Here is a 9,344-nt window from a genome sequence, read left to right as displayed (position 1 = left end):
CCTTCTCTCGATCTAGAGCCGAAAGAATTATTGGCACTACCTTCTGCTACTTTCTAACTTTGTCGAACTCACGTTGATAAATATCTATCGACTACGGCGAGCCGAAAAATAACGGTAGTATAGTTTTTCCATTTCTACCCAGACAAACACCAACATACTAAAGCCCAGACAAATTAATATATCTGTCAAACTTAGAACACTAGTACCAAAGAAGTTGCGTAAAGGAGCAACGTAAATTAGTAACATTTGTAAAACAGTGGTTAAGGCGATCGCGCCTAATAAATAGGGATTGGAAAAAAAATTTATTTCGGCGATCAGCTTAGTGTCAGAACGAACAGCTAGGGCATGACCCATTTGCGCTAAACAAAGGGTAGTAAATACCATGGTTTTCCAGTGATTAGGCTCTGCTCCAGTAACTCGATCGTAGTTGTAAGACCAAGCCATTAAAGCGATAGTTATTACGGCAAAGATAATGCCGATTCGCACCATATATATTCCCAAACCACGAGCAAAAATACTTTCCTGATGATCGTAGGCTGGACGATTCATGACATTGGATTCCGCTGGTTCTACAGCCAAAGCCAAAGCGGGTAAACCATCAGTGACTAGGTTCATCCACAGGATTTGCAGGGGAGAAAGGGGAACATTTAAACCCAATAGAGGTGCTGCTGCGATCGTTAATACCTCGCCGATGTTGCTACCTAAAATATATTTAATAAAGCGACGAATATTGTCATAGACTACTCTGCCTTCCTTGATCGCTGCCACAATTGTGGCAAAGTTGTCATCTAGCAAAACCATGTCACTAGCTTCTTTACTCACGTCAGTACCCGTGATGCCCATCGCAATCCCAATATTAGACTGTTTTAAAGCTGGAGCATCGTTGACTCCATCCCCTGTCATTGCCACAAATTGTCCCTGTTTCTGGAGTGCTTGAACAATACGCAGCTTATGTTCGGGAGCAACGCGAGCATATACATTAACTTGTCTAACAGATTCCTCTAATTCTTCTGGCGACATCCTGGCGATTTCTTGCCCTGAAACCACTGGCTCACCTGCATGAGCTATACCTAGCTTACTAGCGATCGCCATGGCAGTCAAAGGATGATCGCCTGTAATCATAATCGGTCTAATGCCTGATTGACGACAGTTTTGCACAGCTTGTTTTACTTCCTCTCGCGGTGCATCTAACATTCCGACTAAGCCTAACCAAGTAAGTCCTTGCTCAGATTCTTCTTCTGTATTTACTGCGGGAATTTCACTCAAGAATTTATAGGCAAAACCTAAAACTCTTAAGCCTGTACTAGCTAAATGAGCATTAGATTCGAGAATCTGCTGTTTTTTTGGCTCGGTAATTGGTTCAGAATTATCGTTAATTTGCTGCTGATTGGGCTTCGTCCAAGCGATGCGATCGCATCGCTCTAAAATTAACTCAGGGGAGCCTTTGGTAAACATGACATAGGGAAATTCGCCAGGCTCTGGATTTGCCACTATAACGGACATGCGCTTACGTTCGGCAGAAAAAGCAAACTCGCTCTTGCGAGGCATTTGCTCCTCTAATTCTGCTTTGAAAATCCCTGCTTTACCCGCTAAAACTAATAGTGCGCCTTCGGTTGGATCTCCCAAAATCGACCACTCTACAGCTTTTTTTGCCTTGTCTTGTGAGTATTGCAGCAAAGCATCGTTACACAGTACGCAAGCTTGCAACAACTTTTGGACTTCTGGCTCTTTTTCTACCTGGTGATTATCTGGGGCTTGAAATTCTCCTGATGGTTGATAGCCTATTCCCGTAACTCCAAAGTTAAAAGAGTTTGTTTGTACCTCCTGCACAATCATCTTATTTTGGGTCAGAGTACCTGTTTTGTCAGAACAAATCGTCGTCACCGAACCCAGAGTTTCCACCGCAGGTAGTTTACGAATTAACGCCTGACGACGAATCATTTTTTGGGTGCCAATAGCGAGAGTTACGGTTACCACAGCAGGCAATCCTTCTGGAACAACGGCTACGGCCATACTTAAAGAAGTTTCCAAGATCTCTTCAAAAATCTGCCATCCTGATGTTAGTAAACCGCCAACAGTGATCAAGAAGACTAAAGCTAGCGAACCACTAACCAGGACATTTCCTAGTTGGGTCATGCGTTTTTGCAGAGGAGTTGGTTCGGTTTCTACCCCTTGCAACATCTTGGCAATTTTACCAATTTCGGTGTCCATCCCCGTTTTGGTGACGATCGCTTTACCTCGACCTTGAAAAACTTCCGTACCTTTAAATATGAGGTTTAGGCGATCGCCTAAAGGAGCATCTTCTGGGAAAATAGGATCGGCATTTTTATTAACAGCCGTAGCCTCTCCTGTGAGGGTGGACTCGTTAATCTGTAAGTTTTGCGTCTCAAGCAAATGCCCATCCGCAGCTATTTGTACTCCTGCTTCTAAAAATACGATATCTCCTGGAACCAACTCTTTAGCATCGACTTCTTGAGTTATACCGTCGCGCATCATCTTCACCGAAGAAGAAGAGAGGCGTTTGAGAGCAGCTAAAGCTTGTTCGGCTCTACTTTCCTGAACATAGCCTAAGATGCCATTTAAAACAACGATCGTGAAAATTGCGATGGAATCTTTGGGAAAATCACCCTTACGCAGATCGAGGATTGCCGAAATTATGGCGATCGCAATCAGCATTACCAACATAATATTGGTAAACTGATCCCACAAAATCGTTAACTTGCCTCGTCCGTCCGCCTGTTTTAGTTCGTTCTCCCCAAAATATTTTTGTCTTTGAATAACTTCGTTACTGTTCAAACCAGCAATCGGGTCGCTCTCCAGTAACTCAATTGCTTGTTGAGAATTAAGAGTATGCCAATCTTTGGTACTTGTAAATGTACTAAAGACACTTGAAGTATTTTTAGAATTCATCGCTTAGGGCAGTTTTAATCGCTTAAGAAAGCAAAGTAGTTAGGTAAGACTTAATTACGAAGACTTATCTTAACATTCTAGTTTGATGTTTTCTGATGTAAAGAACGTAGTGTTAAGTTACGCGATCGCGACTGATGATTTTTATTCAAGCCCCAGCATGTTTAATTAAAATTAAGATTTAAAACGTGTAAACGTGTAGTAGCATCAACTAAAAAGCCAGTAGAATATTTTTTGTCTCTACTAGCTTGTCTTGGAAAGATTAGTTGTTACTGTTTAACTATCAAGAATATTTCTGGGAGTCATCGCCAGGTTCACCACTAAATGGCTGTACTCCAGTTTTTGGATAGTCATCGTCTGTAGGTTTAAAAAGTCTTGACACTCCATCCCAAAGATCTTGAACTGTGCTTTGCATCCATGTAAAAACTTTCATATCTTTTACCTTTTTAATTTATTATTCAGCTAGGATGTCTTGGTTGAACTGCCACCTTGTCAGAGGAGATAGTCTTTAAAAATTTTCTGCTAGTGGAACATTACGGTTAAGCTATCCATCGTGAAATTGAGCAAGAATTTAGTTCTTTGGTTTAAGAATATTCATAAAATTTGAAGATTTTGTGAGGATGACCAAAGATTCGCTTTATTTACCTATTGATTACCACCAAAAATCTCTGGAGTATTGGTGTTGTTATAATTTGCAGGCTGTACAAAATTGTTTGGCTTAAGCAATCCAGGTTCAACTTGAACACTACTAATATTTACACTAACAATTTTTCTAGTACGATAAGTAACGCCCCGATATTTCAACTCAATACTAGATTGTAAGACAAATATTGTATTTGAAGTCTTTTGTTCAAAAGAGGTACTAAGTGTTGATATTTTTAGAGAGTTTTCATTTATGCCACTGTGAGGTAGTTTCCAAGATTGCCACTCTAGCTGATGACAGCTTTCTAAATATTGGACTGTATTTAGTTCACGACAGCTTTCTAAATGTTTAATCCTATATTTACGCTAAAAGCTGAAAGGATTAATAAATCTGACGTAAGTATCATTATAAAATAGTTGCTCAAAATACAGACCAAAAGGGAAGCTAATTTTAATTGCTCTTGTTTGTCTCTTACTCATGAAACATCTCCAATACTCGTCTGTATCCTCAAGGTAAGCTAAAAACTTGAAGAAGTTGTGAAGCGTGAAGGCTGAAGCATTCAATTATTGATTCACTATTGCTCCAATTCCCCATCAATCAGTCGAAAATGGGCAACAAATAGTTTTCTTGCCCTCAAGAATTAGCTTCGCCTTCGTTTTCTTGGCTAAAACAACGGATTCTTATTTTTCTCCCCTATCTCCAGTACTTCAGTACTCCACTACCTCACATCAGCCTTTAAATTAATTATGTTTAAGGTGAGAGCGATCGCTCAATTTTTTCAGTTTTGGTCCCTGTTCACAAAATTCAACTATACTCAAGGCAGCAACAGGCATATCAATGCGATCGCGATATCTTCCCACATCGATGCCCAGCAGAGAACACAACATAATTCTGATGGTAGCTTTATGGGAAACAATTAACACATTTCCAGATTGATAAGTTTGCTCGATTTCTTCAACAACTTCAGAACTACGACGGGCAATATCAATGGCTCTTTCTCCATCAGGAGGAGCATTCCACCCAGGTTCAGATTGCCAGCGCACATATTGATCGTGATATTGCTGGTTGACTTCTGCGGGAGTTTTACCTTCCCATTGACCAAAGTTTATTTCTTTTAAGCCATCCCGTAACTGCATTTCCATATTGATCAGGTCACATAAAGGTTTGGCTGTAGAAATCGTGCGTATCATGGGACTGGCAAAAATTGCTGTCCAGTTAAGCTGAGAATAGGCAACAGCAAAGTCTTTTGCCATAATTGCTCCTGCTGCGGTTAATTGCAGATCAGTAGTTCCACAAAAACCATCTGTTCTGCTAGCAACGGTTTCACCATGTCTGAGGAAAAATAGATTTAGAGTCATCAATTAAGAATTGAAGATGATGTTTTGGGTTAAACTTTGATCTAAATACTAACGATTTTGAGTATACCTTGCTTGTCGATTAGCCTAGGTAAACCTCAACACATTTCTCGGCTAACTTACAGTTGATCGCCCGAACCACCAAGCCTGAAAACTCTTTCTTGACCATCGATACACCACTTTGCCCTTGCCCGCCTGTATCTCTCTCTTAAGGCTTAGAGCTTAGAACCAAAAACTAGTTATTCAACAACGGAGTCTATTCAACTGAAAACTGCTGTTAATTCACACCAGACTTACTTTATACTAAATCCGCTTGGCAAAGGTAATGTTTAATTTCTGCGTAAAAATTTGGTGATGAAGTCAGAATAACTTGTTACTTGTTACTTGTTACTTGTTACTTGTTACTTGTTACTTGTTACTTGTTACTTGTTACTTGTTACTCAAATTTTTAAGTAACCTATATGAAACGGATTCAGTATTATGTGCGATCGCTCAAATATTTTCTTGACCACTGGTTTGCTTGAGCCAAAAATAGTCAAAGCGATCGCGAATCTGCCCTTGAACGGACTTTAAACTAAACCCAATTGACAGAGATAGTTAAACTCCATCAAGCAAATTATTCAATTATTTTGCTAAGGATCTATTTTTCTCTTGTTCAAGCATCTTGATCTGGGAATCAGTTAAAGTCTGGGAATAACTTGACAAATATTCATCAATAATTTTTTGCAGATCATCAGATTGCTTTGCTTTTCCTTTGATCGTAGACAGCACTTTCTCAAAATCTTTATTGCTCAGGCGAAAATTATTATTTTCAGGATATTTTACTTTGTATTCTTCTTGAAACTTTTGAGCAATAAAGTCTTCAAGAGAAGTGTTCATTAGATCGGCTCTTGATTGACCTGTTTGTAAGTTTGTATCTTGATTATTGTCAGATTGTATATTGGTTTTTTGTTCTTCTGATGGAATATCATTCTTAATATAGCCAGAAGAATTAAGATTTTGACTGTTATTGAGCTTGGCTAATAAAGCTCGGTTTTTTAATAACTCATCATCCAGTTTTTTTAATCCATTTAATTTATTTTCTATGGTTTTTTCTAGTCCTTTAGCCTTATCCTCCAGTAATTGACGCGATTTTGCTATGTCTCGATTAACATCTTCAATCACTTGTTTTTTTGCTATTTCTATCTTATTTAAATCGCTCAATTTAGTATTTAATTGAGCGACTGTATCGATAAGTTGGTGAATATCCATATCAACCACAACAATATTTGCTTACCTAGGATCAGCATATTTATTATCTAAGTATGCTGATCGTAATTATTATATGGTAATCAAGTCACTTAAAGTTAACTAATTAGCAAACTTGCTGGCTATTAAAGAGGCTGTTATTGATTATTTATAGTTGTTTAAAAGGATATATTAGTTATATAATTTTCGCAAATATTATGCACAGTTAGCTTTAACTAAATAGCGACGATCTTAACTTTGATTGTTTGATTACTATGGTAGTATAATTCTGATGGCTATCATAAGCTGGAAGCAATACTGTTAAATTACAAAAAAGAACGGGGTGTTAATTCCCGCTCTCATCGTAATTGCTGAGTGATTTTTAGCAGCTTACTTATTAGTGAGGTTAGTCAATACCTGATTAGAACGTTCGACAAAGGCTTTCATTCCTTCAGCATCAAAAGCTTTTTGTGACATTAGCGCCAGATCATAGATATGATTGCACATTAGATTGACCATCGAGTTGGAATTATCCCCTTGGATAATAGTAGTTTTGTTTAAATCCAACAGGTTTTGAATCAAGGGATGTGCGGTATTAATCATCAGCACATGATCTTCAGGGAATGCCATCGCTTTTTCTTGCATCAAGGCAGCCATTTCCTGCATTCTTCTCATTGCTTCGGGTAGCAATACCATCGCGGGAGGAGTATCTTGAGGATTGTCAGATTTAATTGCCTGAGTTTTAATATTAACTCTGGGTTTATTCAGGGCTTTTTCAAATAGCTCTTTAAGTATTTCACTGCGGGTTTTATTAGTCGTGGGGTCGACAATTTCTTGTGCTTTATCGTCTTCCACTAAAGTATCATCTAGTTCAGAATCAACCCGCGCAAATTTAACTTCGGAATATTCTCTTTCCAAGAAAGGAATAAAGTAATTCGCATCGATAAAAGAGTCGAGGAATAAAACTTCTAGTCCCTGATTTTTATACAGTTCAACAAAAGTATTCTGAGTACTAGGATCGCTACAGTAGTAAACTTGATTTTCGCGTTTATCTTTGTTTCGTGCTAGGTACTCTTGCAGGGTAGTATAAGGTTCGGTGGATGCGTTATTTTGCTTATCATCGACGCTAGACCAAGCATCATCCCCCGCAGTCTGCACTTCTACCTTGGGTGCTTCTGCTACTTCTGCTACATCAGGTTGATAAGTAGTGCGGTAGATAATCAGATCTTCTACCTGCTTTTTAAACTTCTCATCTCTGATTGCTCCATATTTAACAAACGTACCTACATCAGACCAAGAGCTAATATACTTACTGCGATCTTCCTCATAAAGAGACTTGAGACGACTACCAATCTTTTTGGTGATAAAATCGGCAATACGGCGCACAGTGCGATCGTTAGTCAAGGCACTACGAGAGACGTTGAGGGGAATATCAGGACTGTCAATTACTCCCTGCAACGGCATCAAAAATTCGGGAATAATCGCTTCACAGTGTTTACTAACAAATACCTGGTTGCAGTAAAGCTGAATTTGTCCCTTAGAAAAATCTACGTCTGGCTTGAGTTTAGGGAAATAGAGAATACCGTTAAGTAAGAAAGGATAATCAGTGTTGAGATGTACCCATAATAAAGGGTCTTCCTGGAAAGGATAGAGATAACGATAAAATTCTAGATAATCCTCATCGGTTAGATCGCGAGGAGATTTTTTCCAGAGTGCGTCTTGTTTATTGATCTGCTCATTATCGAGAACAATTTTGACAGGGATAAAGTCACAGTAGGTTTTAATTAACTGTCTGATTCTTTGGGGTTCGGCGTATTCTACTTCATCATCAAGTAGAGTCAGAGTAATAGTAGTACCGACGGTAGTGCGATCGCTTTCAGTTAATTCAAACTCTGGTGAACCATCACAAGACCAATGTACCGCAGTTGCTCCTTCTTGATAAGAAAGAGTATCAATTTCTACTTTTTCTGCCACCATAAAGGCAGAATAGAAACCTAAGCCAAAATGACCGATCAAATCATTGGCATCTTTTTCATACTTTTTAATAAAGTCTTCTGCACTAGAGAAGGCGACCTGATTGATATATTTTTTGATCTCCTCAACCGTCATGCCGATACCATTATCAGATACGGAGAGAGTTTTTTTGCTTTTATCTACCGCCAGCTTAATTTTGGGTTCAGCAATTTCTCCCTGCACCTCCCCTGCTAGAGATGCCATTTTTAGTTTCGAGATAGCATCAACCGAATTAGAGATTAATTCCCGCAAGAAGATTTCGTGATCTGTATAGAGAGACTTCTTAATAATGGGGAAAATATTCTCGGTATGAATCGAAATGTTGCCTTTTTCAAGTACAGCCATATTTATAACTAGAGTATCAATCGTAAACTACTTTTAATTATCAATATTGTCCGATCGCTCGACCTTAAATGTTCTTGGATACCCTACCCACAAGGATGCGGATTACCCTACCTGAGAGAAAAGATTTATTGCAGCCCTAAGTGACAGATTTATTGATGTCACAGGCGGTCAATGCATTTCGCCGTCAAAGTATTCATTACCTTAAAATAGTTACAATTAGAAAACATTTACAGAGCATAGCTGCATGATACCTACAGTAATTGAAAGTTCAGGTCGCGGCGATCGCGCCTTTGATATTTACTCTCGTCTCCTACGAGAAAGAATTGTCTTTTTAGGACAGCAAGTTACCGATGAAATTGCCAACTTGGTAGTAGCCCAACTGCTGTTTTTAGAAGCAGAAGACCCCGATAAAGATATTTATCTTTATATCAACTCCCCAGGTGGTTCAGTGTCGGCGGGGATGGGGATGTTTGACACCATGAATCAGATTCGTCCTGATGTTTGTACGATCTGTATTGGTTTGGCTGCCAGCATGGGTGCTTTTTTGTTGAGCGCGGGAGAAAAAGGCAAGCGCATGAGCTTACCTAATTCGCGGATTATGATTCACCAACCTTTAGGTGGCGCACAGGGACAGGCAACGGATATTGAGATTCAAGCTAAAGAAATATTATATTTAAAGCAGAAGCTTAATCAGCATTTGGCAGACCACACGGGTCAGCCTTTATCTAAAATTGAAGAAGATACCGATCGCGATTTCTTTATGTCTGCCGAAGAATGCAAAGAATATGGTCTGATCGATCAAGTAATTTCTCGTCGTCCTTCTGCCACTAATCCTCCTGAACTAGTTAGCTAGT

Annotated in this window: 6 protein-coding genes; 1 reads left to right on the top strand and 5 read right to left on the bottom strand. The window is 39.1% G+C overall.

All coding sequences use genetic code 11. The features are described from left to right. Positions 1-84: 84 nt before the first annotated feature. From C7B62_RS14360 to htpG, 5 genes are all read right to left on the bottom strand, one after another. Positions 85-2,910: a cation-translocating P-type ATPase gene (locus C7B62_RS14360; protein WP_106237558.1), complete on the bottom strand. Its 2,826-nt coding sequence runs from the start codon at positions 2,908-2,910 to the stop codon at positions 85-87. Positions 2,911-3,190: 280 nt separating this feature from the next. Next, entirely contained in the window at positions 3,191-3,340 is a 150-nt protein-coding gene (locus C7B62_RS14355; RefSeq protein WP_106237555.1) for an isochorismate synthase, read from the bottom strand. Positions 3,341-4,290: 950 nt separating this feature from the next. Next, positions 4,291-4,908: a histidine phosphatase family protein gene (locus C7B62_RS14350; protein WP_106237552.1), complete on the bottom strand. Its 618-nt coding sequence runs from the start codon at positions 4,906-4,908 to the stop codon at positions 4,291-4,293. Positions 4,909-5,529: 621 nt separating this feature from the next. After that, positions 5,530-6,165 (bottom strand): hypothetical protein, encoded by a 636-nt coding sequence (locus tag C7B62_RS14345; protein WP_146132108.1) that lies wholly within the window; start codon positions 6,163-6,165, stop codon positions 5,530-5,532. A 357-nt stretch (positions 6,166-6,522) separates the two neighbouring features. After that, a complete protein-coding gene (gene htpG, locus C7B62_RS14340) occupies positions 6,523-8,490 on the bottom strand; it encodes a molecular chaperone HtpG (protein WP_106237544.1) in 1,968 nt (655 codons plus the stop codon). A 244-nt stretch (positions 8,491-8,734) separates the two neighbouring features. Here htpG and clpP point away from each other — a divergent pair, with 244 nt between their 5' ends. Further along, the gene (gene clpP, locus C7B62_RS14335) at positions 8,735-9,343 is read left to right on the top strand and encodes an ATP-dependent Clp endopeptidase proteolytic subunit ClpP (RefSeq protein ID WP_106237541.1); all 609 of its coding nucleotides are present in this window, start codon (positions 8,735-8,737) and stop codon (positions 9,341-9,343) included. Position 9,344 lies beyond the last annotated feature (1 nt).

Source organism: Pleurocapsa sp. CCALA 161 (assembly GCF_003003995.1).
Classification (GTDB): Bacteria; Cyanobacteriota; Cyanobacteriia; order Cyanobacteriales; family Xenococcaceae; genus Waterburya.
The sequence above is the reverse complement of the archived record's forward strand: the minus strand, read 5'-3'. Positions and strand labels throughout refer to the sequence as shown.